This is a genomic window from Fodinicola acaciae (assembly GCF_010993745.1).
In the GTDB taxonomy this organism is placed as follows: Bacteria; Actinomycetota; Actinomycetes; order Mycobacteriales; family HKI-0501; genus Fodinicola; species Fodinicola acaciae.
In genome coordinates this window covers 282,824-303,230 of record NZ_WOTN01000002.1, presented here as the reverse complement: position 1 = coordinate 303,230, position 20,407 = coordinate 282,824, and the positions used below count along the sequence as shown (strand labels likewise).

Here is a 20,407-nt window from a genome sequence, read left to right as displayed (position 1 = left end):
CATGGTGGCCATGCGACCAACAGTCACGAGAGCGTGCGGCGCGCGCGGGCGATGAAAGCGCGCGCGGCCGGACTGGTGGGGCCGCCGGCGCGCCACGCGAAGGCGAGCCGGCCGCGGATCGCCGGCCGGGTGAGGTCGATCGGATGCAGGTCCTCGCGGTTGTACGCGACCGACTCGGGCAGGATCGCCACGCCGAGACCGCGTGCCGCGAGCTGCGCGAGCACCATCGGCGTACCGGCTTCGAAGGCCACGTACGGCGTGAAACCGAGGCCGGCGCAGGCATCGTCGAGCACGGTCCGGATGCCGGTGCCCCGCGGCAACGCGATCAGCGGCCGGTCGCGAAGCGCCGCGAGTGGCATCGACGCGCGCCTGGCCAGCTGGTGGCTCAGGCAGACGGCCGCACAGACGGCCTGGTCGGTGAGCACGTGGATGTCCAGGCCGGATGGCGTCGTCGGCCCGATGGCCACGATCGCCGCGTCGAGCCGGCCGGTGCGGACGGCCTCGATCAGCCGGTCGCTGCTGTCCTCGCCGAGCGTGATGTCGACCGCCGGGTGCTCGTCGTGGAAGTCCGCCAGCAGCTCGGGGAACGGGACGTTGTGCGAGGTCACGGTGCCGACAGCGATCCGGCCGCGTACCAGCCCGGTGAGCTCGTCCACCGCGTGCCGCGCGCCGGACACCGCACCGAGAGCGGCACGCGCGTACGGCAGCACCGCCGCGCCGACCGCCGTCAGCGTCACCTTGCGTCCAGAGCGGTCCAGCAACTCCTGGCCGAGCTCCCGCTCCAACCGGCGGACCTGCGCGCTGACCCCTGGCTGCGCCACGTGCAGACGCTCGGCGGCGCGGGTGAAGTTGGCTTCCTCGGCGACCGCGACGAAGTATTCGAGCTGATGCAACTCCATAAGCATCGATTATAGCGCCGAGCATAACCAGCTCTTGGACTTCTGACTCGTCCGGCGGCAGGCTGGAGTCGTAGCCGAGAGAAGGAGCCAAAATGAGTGACAAAGCCATGCGCCCCGAGGACCTGACCCGGCTGTTCGTCGAGCGCGCGAACGCCGGCGACGTGGACGGCATGGTCGAGCTGTACGAGCCGGACGCGGTGCTGGCCTTCCCGCCGGGTTCGGAGACGGTCGGCCACGCCGCTCTGCGCGACCTTTTCGCCGAGATGGTGAAAAACCTGCCGGAGTTCAAGCAGGAGCCGACGCTGCCGACCGTACGCAACGGCGACCTGGCGATCACCTCGACCGTGCCGTCGGACAACACCGGCGGTCGGGTGCAGGTCGTCCGCCGGCAGCCGGACGGCAGCTGGCGGCGGATCATCGACCGGCCGGAGATCCGGAGTGCGCGATGAACGTCGTGATCGCCGGCGCCGGGATCGGTGGCCTGACCGCAGCACTCACGCTGCACGCCAGAGGCATCGGCGCGACCGTACTGGAAAGTGCTCGCGAGTTACGTCCGCTCGGCGTCGGCATCAATCTGCAGCCGCGCGCGGTGGCCGAGCTGATCGAGCTCGGCCTCGGTGACGAGCTGGCCGCCATCGGCATCGCCACCGCCGAGCTGGCTTACTGCGACGAGACCGGCCGGCGGCTGTTCACCGAGCCGCGCGGCCTGGCCGGCGGCTATCGGTGGCCGGGCTATTCGGTGCACCGTGGCCGGTTGCAGCTGATGTTGCTGGACGCCGCACGCGACCGGCTCGGCGCGAACGCCGTACGCACCGGCTCGCCAGTGGTCGGTTTCGAGCAGGATCGCGGGAAAGTACGCGTGCAGCTGCCTGGCGAGGCGATCGACGGCGATGTGCTGGTCGGCGCGGACGGCATCCATTCGGTCGTACGCGCGAAACTTCATCCGGAGGAGGGGCCGTTCCTGTGGTCCGGTGTCCAGATGTGGCGCGGCACAACGGAAACTCCGCCGTTCCTGGACGGCCGGACGATGGTGATCGTACGCGACCGGGAAGCCGCCGAGCTGGTCGCGTATCCGATCGGGCCGTCGACGGTCAACTGGGTCGTCCTCGCGCGGACCGGCGATCCGGGTCCGCTGCCCGGTGACGCCAGCTGGAACCGGACCGGCCGGTTGGAGGATGTGCTGAAACACGTGGGAGACTGGCGGCTCGGCTGGCTGGATGTGCCGTGGCTGGTGGAAAACAGCGAGCAGATCCTGGAATATCCGATGGTCGACCGGGATCCGCTGCCGCACTGGGGTTGTGGCCGGGTCACGTTGCTCGGCGACGCCGCGCATCCGATGTATCCGGTCGGCGCCAACGGCGGCTCGCAGGCGATCCTCGACGCACGCGCGCTGGCCGACTCGCTTCCGGATGGCCTTGCGGCGTACGAAAAGACGCGTCGCGCGGCGACCGCGGCCGTGGTCGCGGCCAACCGGGAGATGCAGCGCAGCGGCAACGAGTATTCGGCGGCCAGACTCGAGAAAATCACCAGCAAATACCGGCGGGACACTGGAGCGGACGGCTGATGGCGACTTTTGTTCTGATCCCCGGCGCGTGCCACGGCGGTTGGTGCTTCCGGCCGCTGGACGACCAGCTGCGCGAGCGCGGACATCGCGCGTACACACTGACGCTGACCGGTCTCAGCGAGCGCCGCCACCTGCTGACCTCGGCCGTCAACCTCCAGACACACATCGAGGACGTGGCGGCGATGCTGGTCGCCGAGCGGATCGAGGACGCCGTGCTGGTCGGGCACAGCTATGGCGGCATGGTGATCAGCGGCGCGGCCGACCGCCTGCCTGAGCGCGTACGCTCGCTGGTCTACGTGGACGCTTTCGTGCCCACGGACGGTGATTCGTGCTGGCGGCTGACCAACGACGAGCAGCGTGCCTGGTATGCCAGCGTGGACGAGACCGGCTTCGGTGTGCCACCGCTGCCGTTCTACGACTCGCGCGCGACCGCCCATCCACTGGCCACTCTGATGCAGCCGATCCGGCTGCGCGGCGAGGGCCCTTTTCGCCGGACGTACGTCTATGCGAAGGACTGGCCGACGACGTCACCTTTCGCGCCAACGTACGAACGACTGCGTGCCGACCCGTCATGGACGGTGCACGCGCTGGACAGCAAGCACAACATCATGCGCGACGCGCCAGCCGACCTGCTTGAGACCATGCTCGCGGCGGCATGACACCTCCGACATGCGCGCTGCTAGCGATCGCATCGAGTGTGGGGAAATCCCGGTAAGACCGGCGCTTCGATGCGGGAATTTCCCACACTCGACGCCGACACGCCGAGACCGGCGCGAAACTGTCGTACCCCTCGACCAAAGTTGCCCCCACCCAGTGGTCGGGTGGGGGGTGGGTCGAGAGGCTCACCATGACGCAAATTTTCGTCAAGGCGAAAGGCCTCTCACCCACCCCCCACCCGATCTGGGTGGGGGCCAAAACTGCCACCTGGGTACGACAGTTTCGCGCCGTAGCAGGTAGATCGGCGGCACGGGCGCCGACCAGCGCGTCGATGGAGCGCTACATGCCCGTTTTGCGCGCTTGGCGTCTGGTAGCAAGGCCCCCATGCGTGCGTCCAGCGCACGCAAGGCCCCCATGCGTGCATCGCACCCTGGGGTCGGTGTGACTAGAGAGGCCACAGTGACCAAGGGGCCGCATGGGGCGGACTCCAAGATCAACTTCTAACTTATCTAAGTTTCCAACGCGAACCCACCCCCCACCCGATCTGGGTGGGGGCCAAAACTGCCATGTGGGTACGACAGTTTCGGGCCGGGGCCTGAGATGGTGAGTGTTGCGAACGGGATCAGACGGCGAAGGAGTCCGGTGTCGCGAGTTTCCAGTCCTCGGCCCAGGCTGCCGGGGGTTCGTCGAGGAGCTGGCCGGGTTTCAGCGGTGGGCACAGGTCGGCGTAGGAGCGGACGGCCTGCGGGCTGACCCGGCGATAGAGCATGTGGCCGCGCAGACCGTCCGGATGGTCGACGCCGAGCGAATACATGATCTGCATGGCGCTGTGCACGGTTGCCTTCTGATAGTGGAAAACCCGGTCGGCCTTGTCCGGTACGTGCAGCGCGCGCGAGCGGCGGGGGTCCTGGGTGGCGACACCGACCGGGCAGCGGTTCGTGTGGCATTTCTGCGCCTGGATGCAGCCGACCGCGAACATCATCGCGCGCGCGGCGTTGGTGTAGTCGGCGCCCTGGATCATCCGGCGCACCATGTCCGAGCCGGTGGCGATCTTGCCGCTCGCGCCGAGCTTCACCCGGTGCCGCAGGCCGCAGCCGACCAGCGCGTTGTGCACCTCATACAAACCCTCCGAAAGCGGCATGCCGACATGGTCGGTGAACTCCAGCGGCGCGGCGCCGGTGCCGCCTTCCGCGCCGTCCACGACAATGAAGTCCGGCGTGATCTGCTCGTCCACCATCGCCTTGCACACCGCCAAAACATCGCGCCGCGTGCCCACACACAGCTTGAATCCAGCCGGCTTTCCTCCCGCGAGCTCACGCATCCGAGCGATGAACAACACCAGCTCCCGGGGCGTACGGAAAACCCGGTGGTAGGGCGGCGACACGACCGTCTTGCCGAGCGGCACATCGCGTACGCGCGCGATCTCCGCATTCACCTTCTCGCCAGGCAGCACACCGCCGAGTCCCGGCTTGGCGCCCTGCGAGAGCTTCAGCGACACCAGCTTGACGTGGGGATGCGCGGCCCTGTCGGCGAACAGCCTGGGGTCGAAGTCCCCATCGTGCGTACGGCAGCCGAAATAGCCGGTGCCGATCTCCCAGACCAGGTCGGCGCCGCCTTCCAGGTGATAGTCGGAAATGCCGCCTTCGCCGGTGTCGTGCGCGAAACCGCCTCGCGCTGCCCCCATGCTCAGCGCGCGGATGGCGTTGGCCGACAGCGAGCCGAAGCTCATCGCCGACACGTTCAGCAACGACATGTCGTACGGCCGCGTGCAGTCCGGTCCACCGACATGGATCCGCGGCGGCGCGTCACCGGTGCCTTCGCCGGCCTGGCTGTGGCCGCGCTCGCTGGCCGGCCGGTGCGGCGACATCGAATGCGCGAAGTACTCGTAGCCGTCCTGGTAGACGTCGCGCTCGGTGCCAAACGGCGACTCACCCTCGATGTCCTTCGACCGCTGGTAGACGATGCTGCGGACATCCCGGTCGTACGGCCGGCCATCGTAGTTGCGCTCGATGAAGTACTGCTGGATCTCCGGCCGGATCTCCTCCATCAGATAACGGATGTGACCGAGCACCGGATAGTTCCGCAACACCGATTTATCCGTTTGTAGCAGGTCATAACACCCCAGCAGACCGACCGCGAGCAGCGGTACGGCCAGCAACGACCACCACGGGGACAGGACCAGAGCGAGCGCGCCGGCGACGACACCGGCGACCGTCAGGGCCAGCACGATCACGGCCCGTACACCTGCATGCAGCACGAGAGCACACTAAGCCGGGTGAGCAATACCGGCCGGTCGAGATGAAGCCGAGATTAACTCTTTGTCCGGTTCCGGACCGGCCGGCTAAGAAGTTCCTGTGTTTTCCGAGCGCTTCTCGATCGGTGCAGCCGGCTCGTCCTCGCCTTTCAGTGCCGCGCGCAGCCGGTCCCGCTCGGCACGCCGGCGAGCCAGCACGCCACCGAGGCTGGTGGCAAAATCACTGGTCTGGCGGCGCAGCAGCACGTACGCGACCGGCATCGAGATCAAGAGCGCGACCAGCACCAACGCCCATCGCCGCAGGCCGGCGACGTAGAGCACACCGAGGCAGCCAGCGAAGACCAGCAGCCGCCAGAAGGTGTAGCGCAGGACCGCGAGCACCCCGCCACTCCTCCCCTTGGTCGGCCCCTTCATGCCCCGCCCGCATCCCTAAGAGGCAAATTTCGACATCACGCGTTGTGGTATGCGGATCATCACCAACGTACTACCGTGCTACTCGGCAGTTGGACGAGTGGTCACGGGCACTCTCGGGGATGGGACGAGTTACCAAGTGGCAAGCGAGCGAACGTCGCCGGTCGACCGGGGTTGGACCAGGCGCATCACCGAAGGCATGTCGATCGGTCTGCTGGCCGGCTGCGCCGTGCTGGTCACCGCGTCCGGCGCGTCGGCCACGCAGCTGCCGGCCAGCGCGCTGAGCAGCGCGACGCTCGCCGCCTACAGCGGCGTGCCGGCCAAGCCGCAGCCAGGCATACCGGACCCCGGCACGGCGGTGCCGCCGACGCCGATCCTGCCCAACGGTACGGCGCTCACCCCGCCGACCGGCCTCCCCGCGCCGCCGCCGTCGCCGCCGGTCAGCCCGGTGGTCAACACCGTGCAGACCCAGCAGGCCGCGGTCGAGGGCCTGTCCGAGCGGCTCACCCAGCTCAAGCAGGACCTGGCCGACCAGATGTCCAAGGTCACCACCGCCGACCAGGCCTGGAGCGCCGCCTCCAACGCCTACCGGCAGATCCTGCAGGGCAATCAGAACCAGCCGCAGAGCTCCTACCTGAGCGTCATGGGTACGCCGGCCAGCGGCGACAACAAGCCGCAGAGCGACACCGCGAGCAGCCTGAGCGCCGCGGCCGCCGCCGTCGTGCAGACCGCGCAGGCGTACGCGCAGGCCTTCCAGCAGGCCAGCACCATGCAGGCGCAGCAGGCCGCGATGCAGGCGCAGTTCGACACGCAGAGCGCGGCGCTCAAGCAGCTGCAGTCGCAGTACGCGCAGCAGCTGGCCGCCGCCGGCACCACCATCGACGCGTTCAACAGCCAGCTGGCCAGCCAGTACGGCCTCGGCCCCGGCGGCGCCGCGTCGCCGATCGCGCTGAAGGCGCTGTCGTACGCCTTCGAGCAGGCCCGGCTGCACAAGATGTACGAGTGGGGTGCCGAGGGTCCGGACCGGTTCGACTGCTCCGGCCTGGTGATGGCGGCGTACGACTACGCCGGCATCCACCTGCCCCGGACCGCGCGGCCGCAGTGGCGCGCGACCCGGCCGGTGCAGATCAACGCGCTGCTGCCCGGCGACCTGATCTTTTTCGCCACCGACAAGAACAACTGGGACACGATCCACCACGTCGGCATGTACATCGGCAACGGCAAGATGATCAACGCGCCGCACGACGGCGTACCGGTGCGCGTCGACACGATCTGGTGGTCGGAGTTCTTCGGTGCGACGCGGGTCGTCGGCGCGGTGCCTCCTGGCCAGTCCGGCTCGGTGCCGTCCTTCCCCGGTGGCGGCGGTGGCAACACCGGTGGCGGAGGCGGCGGTGGCAACACCGGCGGTGGCAGTGGCGGCGGCAGCAAGCCGCCGGCCAAACCTCCCACAAAGCCACCGACAAAGCCGCCGTCCAGCCCGTCGACCTCGCCCAACCCGTCGGCGCCCTCGGTGAGCTTCCCGCCGCCGGGCAGCACCAGCCCGTCGCCGACCGCTCCGCCGACGTCCGGCCCGCCGGCCACTCCGAGTGACTCGACGGAAAGCCCTTCTGCGAGCCCCAAAAGTTCTTCGTAACACCGTAAAAACCGTTGGTGGACTGCTCGGCCTGCGCTAAGAACGCGGGTCGAAGCGGTCCTCCCACTTGGTCGACAGGACGACGGTCGTCCGGGTCCGCGCGACGCCGCGGATCCGGTTGACCCGGCCGATCGTGTATTCCAGCGCGGCCACGTCCGGCACCCGCACCTTGAGCATGAACGACTCCTCGCCGGCCAGAAACCAGCAGGCCTCGATCTCCGGCAGGTGTTGCAGCGCCTCGGCGATCTCGTCCTGTTCGCTGCCGTCCGACTGCAGGACGCCGATCAGCGCGGTGACACCGAGACCGAGCGCGTCCGGCGCGACGGCGGCGCGATAGCCGGCGATCACACCTGATCCCTCGAGTTTGGCCACCCGGTCGTGTACGGCGGGCGCGGACAAACCGACCTGGCGACCGATCTCCGCGTACGTCTCACGGCCACGGACGCGCAGCACGGCCAGGATCCGGCGATCGGTGTCATCCACTTATGCGCCCCTCGAATCTGCCTGTTCGGGCCTTTCGCCGCAGCGTATTGGCTGGTAGCAACCCCAAATGCGGCAGTACGGGGTGCGTCTCCCTCGATCGATAAGGTAGCGGCTATTTGCCTTATTGGCCCTGACTTCTCCCATAATTAGCGCCGTGGCACTCGTCGTCACGGTCAAGGACCTTGTCAAACCGCCAGTGAAACCGCCTCAACGATGCTCTAATGACCGCCGGAGCGAGATTTTTCCGCATCAGAGCGGCAGGTACGGCATCAACGAGGGAGGTGCTGGGTCGGTGGAGGTTGAGGGGAAACTGCTCACCCCCGGTGAGGTGGCCGCCATGTTCCGGGTGGACCCGAAAACGGTGACCAGATGGGCAGCCGCGGGCCGCATCAGCAGCATTCGTACGCCCGGCGGGCACCGCCGCTTCCGCGAGGCGGAGGTCCGTGCCTTGTTGGCCGGCGAAGGTGGACTCGTCGACGACGACGAGGCGACGGACGACTGACGGCATCCGGCCGGTGCCGATGGCGGCTTCGACGCTGACGGCCCCGTGTTCACTCCCTCGGCATCGCGGCTGAGCGGGAACCGGATCGCACCGGCCGGCGTCCAAGCCACCGACGGACATTCTTCCGGCGGAGGTCGCATGATGCGCGGTAGAGCCCTGGCCATCGTGGCGTTGTTGGCGGTGACCGGATGCGCGACCCCGACGACGGGTACGCCGCACGATCCGCCGGCGACCAGCGCGCCGGGCAACGAGCTTCCGGCGCTGGCGTTTCACCGCACCGGCGGCATCGCCGGCGTCCAGGACGACCTGCGGATCACCGCCGCCGGCCAGCTCACCGCGAGCAGCCGGCAGCGGGACGTACGGCACGACACGCTGACCGCCGCCGAACGCGCCGAGCTGCTCGCGAAGCTGCGCAACTTCTCCGTCACCGACCGGCCACCGCGGCCGCCATACCAGATCGCCGACGGCTTCACGTACGACATCACGGTCAATGGCCGAAAAGTGCGTTTCGAGGACGGCGCGGTGCCCAAGCCGGCCAAGGAGCTGATTTCGGTGCTGAGCGCGATCTTCTCCCGCGTCGTCAGGTGACACTTTGTCCGGCAGGGTACGCATTTGCGGCCAAGCGTCGCGCGCATAACACCTGGTTGGCGCGGACTCAACGAAATATTCCCGGCGCGCCGTAACGCGCCTCGACCCCGTAACGATGGAAGGGCAGAGGCGATGTCGTAAGCTTCGCCTCTGTCGGTCGAGAGTCAGGCGCTCAACCGGGTGCCGTCGGCTGACGCCGCCGAATCGACGTCCGGCAGGGGTCGGACGCGAGCCGGGGACCCGAGTTCCTGGGGTGAATCCGCGATCCGTCGCGGTAGGGCGATTTTTTCTTCCCCGCCCGAATCCGTCAGCTAACTCGGTAGGCGGTCATCGCGGAAGAAGGAGTCTTCGAGAAGTGACGCTATGGCAGCGCCTTCGTGTCCTTGTCGTGCCTACTCTCCTCACCACTGGCCTCGTCGCCGGCTCGATGGCTTTCGCCAGCCCGGCCGCCGCTGACCCCAGCCTCAGCCAGGTCCAGCAGCAGATCAGGACGATCGAGAACAAGCTGGACACGCTCAACGACCAATACAACACCGCCAACGTCAACCTGACGCGCGTCAAGGCGCAGCAGGCGACGGTCAACAAGCAGCTCGCCGCCACACAGGCCAAGCTGAGCGCGTTGTCCGACCAGACCGCCTCGTACGCCATCAGCGCGTACAAGGGCGGCGACGTGAGCATGATGAGCTCGATGATCACCAGCGGCTCGGCGGACACCTTCCTGGACCAGCTGACCACGCTGGACGCGCTCACCGGCAAGACCGCTGGCGCGCTCAAGCAGCTCAAGGACGCCAAGGCCGCGCAGGCCGCGCAGCAGGCGAAGGTCAACAAGCTGACCTCCGACGCGCAGACCCTGGTCAACACGCTCACCACCAGCAAGAAGACCTACGACGCACAGCTCAAGCCGCTGAAGAAGCTGCGCGCCAAGCTGGACCCGAGCGAGTTCGGCTCGGACGCGGACGCGCCGGAGGCGCCGGTCGGCGCACCGACCACGGTCAAGTTCGCGTACGCGCAGCTCGGCAAGCCGTACGTGTTCGCCGCCGACGGCCCCGACTCGTACGACTGCTCAGGCCTCACGATGGCCGCCTACCGGCAGGTCGGCATCAGCCTGCCGCACTCCGCACACGAGCAATACCAGGGCAACCCGCACATCTCCCGCGGCGCGGTGGAGGCCGGCGACCTGGTGTTCTTCAACGGGTTCGGGCACGTCGGCCTGGCCATCAGCAACAGCCAGGTGATCCACGCGCCGACCGAAGGCGAAAACGTCAAGATCTCCAGCATCGACTCGATGGGCTTCGTCGGCGCGGCACGTCCGGCCGGCTGATCGACCCGCGTACGCGTGAAAGGCCCGGCACCGGTTCTGGTGCCGGGCCTTTCCACGTGACACGCCCCTCTAAGGTTGCCTACGCAAGATCCAAACCGAAGGAGCCGCATTGGGTTTCGTCAGCTCTCTGGCCGGCCTGGCCGGTCAGCTTCCGCTCTGGATCGTGCTGATCGGCGGCCTGGTCGTCACGACGATGCGGCGGCGCCGCAATCCGCGGGCCGCCACGCTCGTCCTGGTCGGACTGATCGCCGCGCTGGTGTCCCTGCTGATCAGCACCTCGATCATCATGGTGGCGCCGTTCATCCCGACGATCATCAGAAACCTGGACCTGTCGACCGCCAGCTACAGCATCTTCATCGCGGTGGTCAACGTCATCGGCAGCCTGCTCGCCGCCGTCGGCTGGGTGATGGCGATCCTCGCGCTGTTCATGGTGCGCAAGCCGGCGCCGCCAGCACCTGCCTACGGAGACAGCCAGTGAACACCGCCGTCAACTTCCTGCCGTATCTCAGCACGCAGATCCCGGAGGTCCTGGCGCTGATCGCCGGCGTCGTGGTCGCGCTGGTCAACCTCGGCAAGGACCGCAGGAAGGCCGGTTACGGGCTGATCGCGTTCGCGCTGGCGCTCGCCGGCGTCGTCGCCAGCCTCGTCCTGCTGTTCGCGACGGTCTGGCTGCAGACCGGGGCCGGTGCCAGCGAGCTGGTCACCAGTCTGGCCTCCAGCGGCGGCAACTGCGCGGTCAACCTGTTGCCGGCGGCCGCCTGGGTCCTCATCCTGCTGGCGTTGTTCGGCGGCCGGGGCTCACCCGCAGAAAGCTGACTTCGCCACGTCGGTGAGCACGCCGACCGCGTGGAGGTTGGGGTCGTGGCTGAGGGTTTCCGCGCCAGCCACCTGCGTCCGGCCGTCCGGCGTGCTGAACACGACGCTGCCATAGCCGAGGACCATGCCGTTGTGCCCCCAGACAAGGCCACCAGGCACACATGGCACCGAGACCGGCATCAGGCCGAGTCCATAGCCATGACCGCGTACGTCCATCATCTGCGCCACCCAGCGGCGCGGCAGCAGCCGGCCGGTGATCAGGCCGCGCAGGAACCTGGCCTGATCGTCCACGGTGGACACGACGGCGCCGGCCGACCAGGCCCAGCTGGGGTTGTAGACGGTGAAGTCGACCAGCGGCTTGCCCGGCTCCAGCGGCACGTAGCCGTTCAGATGCCGGCCGGCGAGATACGCGGTGCCGTCGGCGAAGTAGGTGTCGGCGAGGCCGAGCGGGCGGAAGATCCGGTCGCGCAGCTCGGCGCCGATGCTGTTTCCGGTGATCTTCTCGACCAGCATGCCGAGCACGACGTAGTTGGTGTTGGAATACTCGAAGGTCGTGCCGGGCGGCGGCATCGGTGCCGGGTTGGTCAGCGCCGCGCGTACGAGCTCTTCCGGTGCGTACTGGCGAAACCGGCCGTCGACGACGTCGTCCACGGTTTTCCAGAGACGTTGGTCCTGGTGCAGACCGCTCGTGTGTTGCAACAGGTGGCGGACGGTGATCCGGTGATCCGGCAGCAGGCCGGGCAGCCAGCGGTCGACCGGCGCGTCCAGCGCCAGCTTCCGCTGCGCCGCGAGCTGCAGGACGACCACCGCGGTCATCGTTTTCGTGTTGCTGCCAATGCGATATCGGTCGGCGGGACGCGCCGGCCGGCCGGTCGCGAGGTCGGCGACGCCGGCGGCGGCGGTGCGTACGCGCGGACCGTCGCGGCGTTCCAGCAGCGCTCCTGGCGCGCCGGCGGCCAGGACCGGTTGGAGGATGTCGGTTGCGACCGGCTTGCTCGCGTGTGCCGGCACGGCCGGTCCGGCGAGCAGCGCGATCCCTGCCGCGATTGAGAAAACTCTCACCAGCAATGACTTTTTCATTTGTCTCTCCAGATTTTGAGGTCAGGAGCGTCTGTTGAGGATGAACAGAGAGGCCAGGTAGACAACGGCCATGAGGGCGGCCAGCGGAGCCCACGGCCAGCCGTCTCCGCCGCGCAGGAAGTCGACAATGCCGCCGATGACCAGCACCGCGGCGAGGATGTTGACGGTGTAGAGCGAGGCTCGGGCGTGCAGGTGGACGTTGCGTTCCTCGTGCACGTCGTCGACCAGCATCGCGACGATTTCGCTTCGGCGGCCGAAAAACACCGCGCCGGCGGCCAGCAGCACGAAGACCGCGAGCGTGCCGAGGCCGAGCCAGAGATGGCCTTTGGAGATCATCAGCGCCGCGTACGCGATGCCGGCGATCACCAGGATGACCGGCACGAACACGTTTATCGGTCGTTTTCTAGTCGTCGACATGAAAAACCTCCTCGACGGTCGTCTGGAAGAACCGCGCGATCCGGACGGCCACCGTCAGCGACGGGCTGTAGCGGCCGGTCTCGATCGCGTTGACCGTCTGCCGTGACACCCCGATCGCGTCGGCCAGATGGCCCTGCGACAGCTGGCGTTGCTCTCGCAACGCACGTACGTCGTTCCGCACACCTGTAAAGTAGGCTTTACAGCCAGGCCTGTCAAGTGCGCTTTACAGGCGTACGTTGGAGGCATGTCTCTGCTGCCGCTGGACGACCCGGAGTTTCGCCGCGATCCCTATCCGGTGTTCGCCGAGTTGCGCGCCCGCCGTTCGCTCGCCTGGGACGAGGATTTGGGGATGTGGCTGGCATTCGACCACCGGACCAGCAACCTCGTGCTGCGCGACCGCGATCTCGGCCGGATCTGGCGAGACCGTGAGCCGGCGGTGGACTTCGGCCAGTTCAACCTCATTCACCGCAACGCGTTGCTGGAGATGGAGCCGCCGGACCACACGCGGTTACGCCGGCTGGTCTCGGTCGCGTTCACGCGACGGCGTACGGAGCAGCTGCGGCCGCGCATCGCCGAGCTGGCCGGCGCGCTGGTGGCGGACATGCGGGCCGCCGGCAGCGCCGACCTGATGCCGGATTTCGCCCAGGAGCTGCCGGTGCGGGTGATCGCCGAGTTGCTCGGCATTCCACTCGCGGACCGCGCGCTGCTGCGGCCGTGGTCCAACGCGATCGTGAAAATGTACGAGCCGGCCGCGTCCATCGAGCAGCAGCAGGGAGCGGAGCGCGCCGCGGCCGAGTTTGTCAGCTATCTTCGCGAAATCGTCGCGCACCGGCGTACGTCTCCCGGTGACGACCTGGTCAGCGCGCTGGTGCGCGTACGCGACAGCGACGGCGACCGGTTGACCGAGGACGAGCTGGTCACCACCTGCATCCTGCTGCTCAACGCCGGCCACGAGGCGAGCGTCAACGTCATCGGCAACGGCACTTTGGCTCTGTTGCGCCATCCTGAGCAATGGAAGGCACTCGCCGCCGACCCGGCCCTGGTGCCGGTCGCGGTCGAGGAGCTGATCCGCTATGACTCGCCGCTGCAGCTTTTCGAGCGTACGGCCACCGATCGCGTGCGGCTGCCGACCGGTGTCGTGGAAAAAGGCCAGAAAGTCGCCGCGCTGCTCGGCTCGGCCAACCGCGACCCGTCGGTGTTCGACGCGGCGGACACCTTGGACGTACGACGTGCCGACAACCCGCACCTCGGTTTCGGCGCCGGCACGCATTTCTGCCTCGGCGCGCCATTGGCACGCGTCGAGCTGCAGGAAGCTTTCGCCGCCCTGCTCACACTGCCGCTGACCCTCGCCGCACCACCCGTCCACCGCGACGAGTTCGTCATCCATGGCCTCACCTCTGTCCCGCTGTCGGTGGCTGCCTGATGAGGCAGGACGGGTACGGCTGGGGGATGAGCGGCGGCAGACCTGCGGTGGATGTGTGTGGTGTGGCGGTTTGGTGAGCTGGATTCCTCCGGCGAAGAAAGGAATCCGGCGACGTGCTCAGGCGTGTTCTGGTGGTCGGCGCGGTGGCGGCGGCGTTCGGTGGGACGCTGGCCACGCCGGCGGTCGCCGCGACGACGATCAGCCTTCCAGCCTTGAGCGGCCGTTATCCGGTTGGCACCAAAGACATCCAGCTCGTCGATCCGAGCCGTCAGGACCCGTGGAACCCGCGACAGCAGCGCGAGCTGATGGTCACCGTCACCTATCCGGCGCGTAACGGCGGCGAGCGGGCGCCATGGATGATGCCCGGTGTGGCCGGTGTGATCGACACGGTCACCTCCGGCGCGGACTATCTCGGCATCCCGAACGGCTCGGTGAACTGGTCCGCCACCAGGCGGCAGGCGCGTACGAACGCGCTGCCGATCAACAAAAAATGGCCGGTCGTGCTCTTCTCGCCGGGCAGTGCCTCGATTCGCGAGCTCAACGCCACGTTGACCGACGACCTCGCCAGCCACGGCTACGTCGTGGTTTCCCTGTCTCACACGCACGAGTCGGCGGTGGTGGAGTTTCCGGACGGGCGGCTGGAATACGCGGCGCCCAACGACGGCGGTGCGGAGGCGACGAAAAAGGCGATCGACGCGCGGATCGCCGACACCAGGTTCGTGTTGGACCAGCTGCCCAAACTCGGCCTGCCGGTGGACCTGGGCAGGATCGGCGTGGCCGGCCACTCGTTCGGTGGGTACGCCGCCGGTGAGGCGATGGCCGTCGACCGCCGGATCGACGCCGGCGCCAACCTCGACGGTGCGATGACCCGCGGCTTCCCACCGTCCGCCGGTTTGCCGGAAAACGCCGCGAAACACGGTCTCGACAGGCCTTTTCTGTTGTTCGGCGCCGATTCCTACGACACTGGCGGCCGGGTCGAGCACAGTCATCGGAATCCGGCCTTCGACCCGTCGTGGTCGCGGTTCTGGTCGCACCAGCGAGCCTGGAAGCGCGACCTGCACCTGGACAGGGCCGCGCATTACAGCTTCATGGATTTCCAGGTCATCATCCCGCAGCTCGGCTCATTGATAGCGCCAGCACGTAAAACCGCGTTCATCGGTCAGATCGACCCGGCCCGGTCGCTGGCCGCGCAGCACGACTACCTCGCCGGTTTTTTCGACCTGTGGCTGAAATGCCGCGATCGCGGCCTGTTCTGGCACGACTCACCGTCACACCCCGACGCCCATTTCGTCGGCTAGCTCGACCGCTGCGCGTACGATCCGCGCGAGGTCGGCATCGCGGCTGCCGGCCGGCCAACCGATGGCGACCGTGTACGGGCACGCGTCGACGACCGGCCGGTAGGCGATGTCGGCGCGCTGGTTGCGATCGGCGACCGATGCCGGCAGCAGCGCGACCGCCTGTCCGAGCGCGACCGCTTCCAGGACTTGCGTGCCATCGCTGACGATCGGCCCCTGGTCGCTGATCTCCCAGTACGCGCGTTCCTCCGGATCGACGTCGAGACAGCGCGGCGCCGGCAGCCCGTCCAACTCGGCGCGGCTGAGTTTTTCGCTGGCTGCCAACGGATGTGTGGCCGGGAGAGCGGCCACCCTGGGCACCGTCACCAACTCCTCGATGTCCAGTCCGCGCCGATCGCCCGGAAGCCCCACGATCGCCAGGTCGGCGCGGCCGTCGCGTACCCACCGGCCCTGCTCACCGAAACCGCTGATCCGCACTCGCAGGTTGCCGAACCGCTCGGCCAACCGGCGGAGCAAATCGGTGGCCACCAACGGTTTCGCCGTGACGACGACACTCCGTGTGCCGACGGCTCGGCGCGTACGCATGGTCGCCGCCGAGAGCGCGTCGAAGACGCGCCCGGCCTCGTCGTGCAGCACCGCGCCGGCGGCTGTCAGCGTGACGCTCCGCGTGTCCCGCTGGAACAGCTGCGCGCCGATCCGCCGTTCCAGCTGCCGGATCGCGCGCGACAGCGGTGGCTGCGCCATGCCGAGTCTGTCCGCGGCACGGGAAAAGTTGAGCTCCTCGGCGACCGCCTGGAAATACCGCAGCTCACGCACCTCGAGATCCATACCTCCAGGGTATGACGCCAGATCGGATCGGTCCTACGCTTTCGCCGCCACCGGCGCTGCAATGGAGACATGGACAACAGCGAGCCGGTGCGCGGATTCCTCGACACCGCTTTCCACCAGAAACAGGCGATCAAGGCTTTCGAGCTCTACTGCGGCGAACCGTACGTGCAGCACAACACGCACGCGCCGGCCGGCGGTGCCGCCTCGGCGCGATACCTGGAGTCGTTCGTCAATGGCTTTCCGGAGCTGTCGATCGACCTCAAGCGCGTGCTGGTCGACGGTGACTTCGTCGTCACGCATTCGCTGATCAAGCTGCGCCATGCCGACCGCGGTGCGGTGGCGATGGACATCTTCCGCGTACGCGACGGCCGGATCGTGGAGCACTGGGACGCGGTCGCCGACATCCCGGAAAACCCCACGAATCCGCCGTTCTGATCAGTGGCCGCGCGCCAGCCATTCGCTGACGTGCGGCGCCTCGACCTCGATGCTGGTGTCGTCGCCGTGTCCAGTGTGGACGGTCGTGCCGGCCGGCAGGGTCAGCAGTCGTGTCGAGATCGAGTCGATGATCGTGCCGAAGTCCGAGTACGACCGGCCGGTCGCGCCGGGACCGCCGTTGAACAGCGTGTCGCCGGTGAAGACGACGCCGAGTTCGGGGGCGTACAACGAAACCGAGCCAGGTGAGTGGCCTGGCACGTGCAGCACCGACAGCGTACGGCCGGCGACCCGCAACTCCTGGCCGTGCGCCAGGTCGGCGTCCGGCGCGAGCTCCGGATAGACCACGTCCCACAGCATCCGGTCGTCCGGATGAATCCAGACCGGCGCGCCGGTCGCGTTTTTCACCGCCTCCGCCGCGCCGATGTGGTCGTTGTGGCCGTGCGTACACACGATCGCGGTGAGCTTCCGGTTGCCGACCGCGGCAAGGATCGGCTCCGCGTCGTGCGCCGGGTCGATCACCAGCACCTCGTTTTCGTCGCCGACCAGCCAGACGTTGTTGTCGACGTCCCAACTTCCGCCGTCCAGCTGGAAAGTGCCGGACGTGACGACCCGCTCGATCACAGGACCACCACAGACCTCAGCACCTCGCCGGCGTGCATTTTCTCGAAGGCCGCCTCGATGTCATCCAGCGAGATCGTCTCGGACACGAAGGCGTCGAGGTCGAGCCGGCCCTGCTGGTAGAGGTCGACCAGCATCGGAAAGTCGCGCGAGGGCAGGCAGTCGCCATACCACGACGACTTCAAAGCGCCGCCACGACCGAAAAAGTCGAGCAGCGGCAGGTCCAGGCGCATGTCCGGCGTCGGTACGCCGACCAGCACCAACGTGCCGGCCAGATCGCGCGCGTAGAAGGCCTGCTCGTACGTCTCCGGCCGGCCGATCGCCTCGATCACCACGTCAGCGCCGAAACCGCCGGTCGCCTCGCGTACGGCCTCGACCGGGTCGGTTTTCTTGGCATTGACCGTGTGCGTGGCGCCGAGCCTGCTGGCCCATTCGAGTTTCCGATCGTCCACGTCGATCCCGATGATGGTACGCGCGCCGGCCAGCCGCGCACCGGCGATCGCAGCGTCGCCGACACCGCCACAGCCGAAGACCGCGACCGTGTCGCCGCGGGTGACGCCACCGGTGTTGATCGCGGCGCCGAGACCGGCCATCACGCCACATCCCAGCAGGCCAACGGCTTTCGGGTCGGCGGTCGGGTCGACCTTGGTGCACTGCCCGGAGTGGACGAGCGTTTTCTCGATGAAGGCGCCGATCCCGAGCGCCGGCGACAGCTCGGTGCCGTCTTTGAGGGTCATTTTCCGCGTGGCGTTGAAGGTGCTGAAGCAATACCAGGGCCGGCCGCGCAGGCAGGCGCGGCAGGTGCCGCAGACCGCGCGCCAGTTGAGCACCACGAAGTCACCGGCCGCCAGATCGGTCACACCGTCGCCGACCGCCTCGACGATGCCGGCGGCCTCGTGGCCGAGCAGGAACGGAAACTCGTCGTTGATGCCGCCTTCGCGATAATGCAGGTCGGTGTGGCAGACGCCGCAGGTCTGGATCCTGACCACGGCCTCGCCGGGTCCGGGATCGGGGACGACGACGGTCTCCACCCGGACCGGCTGGCCCTTGCCCGGTGCGACGACTCCGCGTACTTCCTGACTCATGCATGGCTCCTCATACGGCGGCAGGAGCCCCGATCGTATCGGCCAATATGACCCGGATCACCCCACCAACCCGCCAGGCCGACGACGCAATCGGATTCCGATTGGAACCTCGCCGGGGCGCTGAGCTGCGGCTTTCCCGGCGAGGTGCCAATCGGACACATCAGGCCGGGGCCACCAGCGGCAGCGTGACCGGCGTCGGGTTCGGCGGTGGCGGCGCTGCGACCGTCTCACCGGTCCGCTCGTCGACGATGCTGGACCGGACGCCAACCGTCGTCGAGTCGAGCCCGACCGCGAAGACCACCGTCACCGCGCGAGCGCCGATCCGGCCGCCGTACGTCATGATCCGCCACCCCTCGGTGTCCCAGCTCTCGATCAGCCCGGACCGTACGACGTGCGACAGCCTGCCGAACTCCTCGCTGCGCTCCAGGTTGAGCGCCGTCGCGGTCACCGGCACAGTGTCCGGAATGTCGCCGAGCGGATGCGGCCGATGCCGCGACCACCACGCCCGCACCGGCATCAACCACGTACGGTCGAAGTCCGGCGACAGTGCCAGCACCAGCGCCGCCTCAAGGACGACGACAACGACCGCCGACGGACCGGCCGCCCACCACGGTGTGGTCGCGGCGAACAGCGCCAGCAGGCTGCCGGCCGCCACGATGCCGGCGCGGGCAAAGCTGCGCCAGCCGATCGGTTCGGACCGCGCACTCGTGCAACCGCACGAGCTCTTCGGCGCCGCCAGCCGCGCATATCCCAGATATGCCAGGAAACCGGCGCCGACAACGGACGCGGCCGCCGCTGGCACCGGCGTGTCGCCGGCCACCAGCAGCGCGACGGCCACCAGCAGCTCCACACCGCCGGTGACCCGGTACGCCACCAGCGCGCGCTGGTCGGTGCCGAGCAGTTTCGGCAGTGCGGAACGGCTCGCGGCCACGCCGACGGTCCGGCCGGCCAGCTTGTACGCGCCGGCCCAGCCGAGCATCGCGGCGATGACCAACGGCTGTACGGATGCGATAACGCTCACCTGTCGACCCCTTCCCGCGCGTCAGGCCGCGGCGTTGCTGTGCACGGTGGAGATGTTGATCTCGTTGGTGTCCGGGATCCAGACGCCGATCACCTTCACCGCGTGGCCGACCCGCAGCCGGGACAGGTCGCCGGTGGCCGCCTCGCCGCGGTACGCCGCCGCCGTCTTGCCTTTCACGACGTGCGCGACGATCCGTTTTCCGTTGTGGTTGAGCTCCATCCGCGACGCGCTGATCGAGCTGATGTGGCCGTCCAGGTTGACGATGTTGACCCAGATCGCGTCGGCGGCGAGCGTGCCGTCAGGCAGCCGGGCGCCACGCGCGTACATGCCGTCGCCGACCTTCACCTGGTCGATGCCGACGTTCTCCATCTTCCAGAGGCTGGTGCCGCTGGTGACCATGATCCGGTGCAGCACGTTGTCGGAGCCGCGTACGCCGAGAGTTTTCCCCTCCACGGACGTGATCCGTCCCTCGACGAAGTTCGGGTCGGGTCCGCCGGGCACCGCGGCCTGGCCGGTGCGCTCGAAAGCGGCCGCCGCGTCAGTGCCGCCGAAGGCGGTCGCGCCGACGACCGCGGCCGCGCCGCCGAGCACCGTGCCGGTGAGGAAACGCCGTCTGTCCACTGTGGTCATGGCTGCCTCCTCAGTATCCGAACATGACCGGCGTGAGGCCGGAGCTCAGGCTGGCGATCTGGCTGTACGCCGCCGGGGTCAGGTCGACGTCCCGGTTCGTCCGGCAACTTCCGTTGCAGCACACGGCTTCGCCGCAGAACTGTTTGGTGTTCGGACCGCAGTCGGCCACGGTCACCGTGGTGCACGCGCCGGAGCACCAGTGCGTCACGAAGATCGTGTCGCCACAGACCTTGCGCGGCAGGCTCTCGCCGCACAGGTCAGGCCTGGTGATGTTGAAGCAGGCCTGCGACGCGTTCGGCCAGGCACACTGCAGCCAGCCGGAGTTGCAGTTGCCGCAGGCACCGCCGCCGGCCCCGCCACAGGGCCCCCAGCCGGCGCCACAGCAGAACCATGACGCCTCTCCGGACCATTGATTGGCCCCACATCCCATTACCGGTCTCCCTTCCC

25 protein-coding genes and 1 riboswitch are annotated in these 20,407 nt (G+C 68.2%); of the genes, 12 read left to right on the top strand and 13 right to left on the bottom strand.

The features are described 5' to 3' along the window. Positions 1 to 23 precede the first annotated feature (23 nt). Complete coding sequence (locus GNX95_RS16705; RefSeq protein ID WP_163508341.1) at positions 24 to 899, bottom strand: LysR family transcriptional regulator; 876 nt, start codon at positions 897 to 899, stop codon at positions 24 to 26. Between the two features lie 92 nt (positions 900 to 991). Between GNX95_RS16705 and GNX95_RS16700 the strand changes: the two genes are divergently transcribed. Genes GNX95_RS16700 through GNX95_RS16690 form a run of 3 tightly spaced genes read left to right on the top strand, consistent with a single transcriptional unit; the run spans position 992 to position 3,122 of the window. Further along, the gene (locus GNX95_RS16700) at positions 992 to 1,348 is read left to right on the top strand and encodes a YybH family protein (protein WP_163508340.1); all 357 of its coding nucleotides are present in this window, start codon (positions 992 to 994) and stop codon (positions 1,346 to 1,348) included. Further along, positions 1,345 to 2,463 carry an FAD-dependent monooxygenase gene (locus GNX95_RS16695; RefSeq protein WP_163508339.1) on the top strand — a complete coding sequence of 373 codons (1,119 nt, stop codon included), beginning with the start codon at positions 1,345 to 1,347 and terminating at the stop codon, positions 2,461 to 2,463. The genes GNX95_RS16700 and GNX95_RS16695 overlap by 4 nt, the downstream gene beginning before the upstream one ends. Beyond that, on the top strand, positions 2,463 to 3,122 hold the full coding sequence (locus GNX95_RS16690; RefSeq protein ID WP_163508338.1) for an alpha/beta fold hydrolase: 660 nt from the start codon (positions 2,463 to 2,465) through the stop codon (positions 3,120 to 3,122). Before GNX95_RS16695 ends, GNX95_RS16690 begins: the two co-directional genes overlap by 1 nt. Positions 3,123 to 3,742: 620 nt before the next feature. On the opposite strand, the gene GNX95_RS16685 is transcribed toward GNX95_RS16690, so the two are convergent. Then, positions 3,743 to 5,377 carry an FMN-binding glutamate synthase family protein gene (locus GNX95_RS16685; RefSeq protein WP_246281658.1) on the bottom strand — a complete coding sequence of 545 codons (1,635 nt, stop codon included), beginning with the start codon at positions 5,375 to 5,377 and terminating at the stop codon, positions 3,743 to 3,745. A gap of 84 nt (positions 5,378 to 5,461) precedes the next feature. Continuing rightward, on the bottom strand, positions 5,462 to 5,755 hold the full coding sequence (locus tag GNX95_RS16680) for a DUF4229 domain-containing protein (RefSeq protein WP_163508337.1): 294 nt from the start codon (positions 5,753 to 5,755) through the stop codon (positions 5,462 to 5,464). A 169-nt stretch (positions 5,756 to 5,924) separates the two neighbouring features. Between GNX95_RS16680 and GNX95_RS16675 the strand changes: the two genes are divergently transcribed. Further along, complete coding sequence (locus tag GNX95_RS16675) at positions 5,925 to 7,418, top strand: C40 family peptidase (RefSeq protein ID WP_163508336.1); 1,494 nt, start codon at positions 5,925 to 5,927, stop codon at positions 7,416 to 7,418. A 36-nt stretch (positions 7,419 to 7,454) separates the two neighbouring features. On the opposite strand, the gene GNX95_RS16670 is transcribed toward GNX95_RS16675, so the two are convergent. Further along, on the bottom strand, positions 7,455 to 7,901 hold the full coding sequence (locus tag GNX95_RS16670) for an Lrp/AsnC family transcriptional regulator (RefSeq protein WP_163508335.1): 447 nt from the start codon (positions 7,899 to 7,901) through the stop codon (positions 7,455 to 7,457). 292 nt (positions 7,902 to 8,193) lie between these two features. Here GNX95_RS16670 and GNX95_RS16665 point away from each other — a divergent pair, with 292 nt between their 5' ends. From GNX95_RS16665 to GNX95_RS16645, 5 genes are all read left to right on the top strand, one after another. Further along, on the top strand, positions 8,194 to 8,403 hold the full coding sequence (locus GNX95_RS16665) for a BldC family transcriptional regulator (protein WP_163508334.1): 210 nt from the start codon (positions 8,194 to 8,196) through the stop codon (positions 8,401 to 8,403). 138 nt (positions 8,404 to 8,541) lie between these two features. Continuing rightward, complete coding sequence (locus tag GNX95_RS16660; protein WP_163508333.1) at positions 8,542 to 8,991, top strand: protealysin inhibitor emfourin; 450 nt, start codon at positions 8,542 to 8,544, stop codon at positions 8,989 to 8,991. A 187-nt stretch (positions 8,992 to 9,178) separates the two neighbouring features. Further along, positions 9,179 to 9,332: riboswitch (cyclic di-AMP (ydaO/yuaA leader) on the top strand. A gap of 47 nt (positions 9,333 to 9,379) precedes the next feature. Beyond that, entirely contained in the window at positions 9,380 to 10,312 is a 933-nt protein-coding gene (locus GNX95_RS16655) for a C40 family peptidase (RefSeq protein ID WP_163508332.1), read from the top strand. Between the two features lie 109 nt (positions 10,313 to 10,421). Next, positions 10,422 to 10,790 (top strand): hypothetical protein, encoded by a 369-nt coding sequence (locus GNX95_RS16650; RefSeq protein WP_163508331.1) that lies wholly within the window; start codon positions 10,422 to 10,424, stop codon positions 10,788 to 10,790. Then, entirely contained in the window at positions 10,787 to 11,128 is a 342-nt protein-coding gene (locus GNX95_RS16645; protein WP_163508330.1) for a hypothetical protein, read from the top strand. Before GNX95_RS16650 ends, GNX95_RS16645 begins: the two co-directional genes overlap by 4 nt. Here the strand turns inward: GNX95_RS16645 and GNX95_RS16640 are convergent. From GNX95_RS16640 to GNX95_RS16630, 3 genes are read right to left on the bottom strand one after another with little or no spacing between them, the layout of a single operon-like run. Beyond that, complete coding sequence (locus GNX95_RS16640; RefSeq protein WP_163508329.1) at positions 11,111 to 12,190, bottom strand: serine hydrolase domain-containing protein; 1,080 nt, start codon at positions 12,188 to 12,190, stop codon at positions 11,111 to 11,113. The two genes, GNX95_RS16645 and GNX95_RS16640, sit on opposite strands and share 18 nt — an antisense overlap. A 39-nt stretch (positions 12,191 to 12,229) precedes the next feature. Continuing rightward, a complete protein-coding gene (locus tag GNX95_RS16635; RefSeq protein WP_163508328.1) occupies positions 12,230 to 12,625 on the bottom strand; it encodes a hypothetical protein in 396 nt (131 codons plus the stop codon). Then, complete coding sequence (locus GNX95_RS16630; RefSeq protein ID WP_163508327.1) at positions 12,612 to 12,806, bottom strand: helix-turn-helix transcriptional regulator; 195 nt, start codon at positions 12,804 to 12,806, stop codon at positions 12,612 to 12,614. Before GNX95_RS16630 ends, GNX95_RS16635 begins: the two co-directional genes overlap by 14 nt. 63 nt (positions 12,807 to 12,869) lie before the next feature. On the opposite strand from GNX95_RS16630, the gene GNX95_RS16625 reads away from it, so the two are divergent. Both GNX95_RS16625 and GNX95_RS16620 read left to right on the top strand, forming a co-directional pair. After that, on the top strand, positions 12,870 to 14,048 hold the full coding sequence (locus tag GNX95_RS16625) for a cytochrome P450 (RefSeq protein WP_163508326.1): 1,179 nt from the start codon (positions 12,870 to 12,872) through the stop codon (positions 14,046 to 14,048). Positions 14,049 to 14,161: 113 nt separating this feature from the next. Next, positions 14,162 to 15,346: an alpha/beta hydrolase family protein gene (locus tag GNX95_RS16620; RefSeq protein ID WP_163508325.1), complete on the top strand. Its 1,185-nt coding sequence runs from the start codon at positions 14,162 to 14,164 to the stop codon at positions 15,344 to 15,346. Here the strand turns inward: GNX95_RS16620 and GNX95_RS16615 are convergent. After that, positions 15,317 to 16,171 carry a LysR family transcriptional regulator gene (locus GNX95_RS16615; RefSeq protein ID WP_163508324.1) on the bottom strand — a complete coding sequence of 285 codons (855 nt, stop codon included), beginning with the start codon at positions 16,169 to 16,171 and terminating at the stop codon, positions 15,317 to 15,319. The genes GNX95_RS16620 and GNX95_RS16615 overlap by 30 nt on opposite strands. A 69-nt stretch (positions 16,172 to 16,240) precedes the next feature. Between GNX95_RS16615 and GNX95_RS16610 the strand changes: the two genes are divergently transcribed. Continuing rightward, the gene (locus GNX95_RS16610) at positions 16,241 to 16,606 is read left to right on the top strand and encodes a nuclear transport factor 2 family protein (protein ID WP_163508323.1); all 366 of its coding nucleotides are present in this window, start codon (positions 16,241 to 16,243) and stop codon (positions 16,604 to 16,606) included. Here the strand turns inward: GNX95_RS16610 and GNX95_RS16605 are convergent, their stop codons facing one another. From GNX95_RS16605 to GNX95_RS16585, 5 genes are all read right to left on the bottom strand, one after another. Then, entirely contained in the window at positions 16,607 to 17,227 is a 621-nt protein-coding gene (locus tag GNX95_RS16605) for an MBL fold metallo-hydrolase (RefSeq protein ID WP_222853710.1), read from the bottom strand. Then, entirely contained in the window at positions 17,224 to 18,309 is a 1,086-nt protein-coding gene (locus tag GNX95_RS16600) for an S-(hydroxymethyl)mycothiol dehydrogenase (RefSeq protein ID WP_163508322.1), read from the bottom strand. Before GNX95_RS16600 ends, GNX95_RS16605 begins: the two co-directional genes overlap by 4 nt. Before the next feature lie 160 nt (positions 18,310 to 18,469). Beyond that, positions 18,470 to 19,330: a MauE/DoxX family redox-associated membrane protein gene (locus GNX95_RS16595; RefSeq protein WP_222853709.1), complete on the bottom strand. Its 861-nt coding sequence runs from the start codon at positions 19,328 to 19,330 to the stop codon at positions 18,470 to 18,472. Between the two features lie 21 nt (positions 19,331 to 19,351). After that, positions 19,352 to 19,960 (bottom strand): cell wall protein, encoded by a 609-nt coding sequence (locus GNX95_RS16590; RefSeq protein ID WP_163508321.1) that lies wholly within the window; start codon positions 19,958 to 19,960, stop codon positions 19,352 to 19,354. A gap of 10 nt (positions 19,961 to 19,970) precedes the next feature. Then, entirely contained in the window at positions 19,971 to 20,390 is a 420-nt protein-coding gene (locus GNX95_RS16585; protein WP_163508320.1) for an RlpA-like double-psi beta-barrel domain-containing protein, read from the bottom strand. Positions 20,391 to 20,407 lie beyond the last annotated feature (17 nt).